General features: G+C 42.3%; 1 protein-coding gene and 1 pseudogene. Both read right to left on the bottom strand.

Going from position 1 to position 1,248, the window contains the following annotated elements:
- A pseudogene (locus L696_RS0107780) lies at positions 1–567 on the bottom strand (hypothetical protein); the annotation flags it as partial.
- 176 nt (positions 568–743) lie between these two features.
- The coding region (locus L696_RS0107775; protein WP_025683140.1) for a tyrosine-type recombinase/integrase at positions 744–1,248 on the bottom strand (505 nt) is incomplete at its 5' end.

The raw sequence follows: 1,248 nt of genomic DNA, 5'->3' as shown, positions 1-1,248 counted from the left end.
TGCGGTATCTTCCTTGAGCAAATCATCCATTAGAACCAAGGTAGGACGATGATGCTTATAGTGAATTCCTCGAAGTGAACCGTCAATCCCACGAATCATAATGCAGGAGTCCAGCCCACCTTTACTCTTGAGCCATATTTCATTGTTGTTCCAGCGGCTCCCTTTACGAATGCCGAAATCCTCAATCAGCATCTGATTTGTTTCTAGCTCATCTTTGATCATATCGAGGAAGGGCAATGCAATCTGCTCTGTTGCTGATATAATCAATGTAAACTGTGATTTATCATAAAGTGTGGCATATAGCGGAAATAAAAAAGAACTGATCGTTGACTTTCCATGCTCCCTTGGGAGTCCGAAAGCTGTAATCAGTCCTGTATTTGCAAGCATATGTTTTAATTCCGCGAATAGCTCCTGATGAAACTGTCCAAATGCTCGATCAAAATATTTAGGGAAATAGGCTAAGGCAAAGAATTCAATATCCATCTCCCCGATAAGCTTTCTTAGTTCAGAGAAAGAGAACGTTTCGATCAGTTGTTTCATTTTCGGTGGTTTAAAATGCTTCTCCATATACTGCTTCAGCAACTCGGCCTGACGCTCAGCTTCTTGCTTTATTGTTTCAATCGGTATAACTCCTTTCTCAAATTTACTATAAAATCATCACAAAAATTTCTGCACCCTTTGCTGGCGGCTCTGTTTCTACATATAGAAGACCCCCTCCCATCCACGACAAAAAGAGTGGCTCATCACCACTCGATATTTGCCAAGGCTAGTTCCATATCCTGCTGTGTTGTTAGGGTATAGATATTGGTCGTTGCTACGTGATCATGTCCAAGGATTTGCTGGATGGTCGTCAATGGAGTCGTTTTAACCAACTTATAGCCAAGCGTATGTCTGAGCATATGTGGCGTCACCTTTACATTGACCCGATCCCCGTATTTGTTCAGGATCAGGTTGATCGCATTTCGTTCCAATGCTCCACGCTGGCCAATACATAGATATTCTGATTCCACTTGTGGCCTGACTTCGAGATATCGGGTAATGGCTTTTCGTACATCCTTATTCAATGGTATGGTTCGATAGGCATTTCCTTTGCCAAGTATCCTCAATAAACCTTTGCGTTCACTTATCTCAATATCCTTCAGCTTGATGTCAACCAATTCGCTTACCCGTATCCCTGTTCCCAGCAACAATTCAATCGTACAGATATGCATACGATTGCCCATACGGTGAATTTCATTCCGCAGCTTC

The sequence above is a fragment of the Paenibacillus maysiensis genome (genome assembly GCF_000520815.1).
GTDB lineage: Bacteria > Bacillota > Bacilli > Paenibacillales > Paenibacillaceae > Paenibacillus > Paenibacillus maysiensis.
Note: the sequence above shows the minus strand (reverse complement) of the source record. Positions and strands in the feature narration are given on the sequence as shown.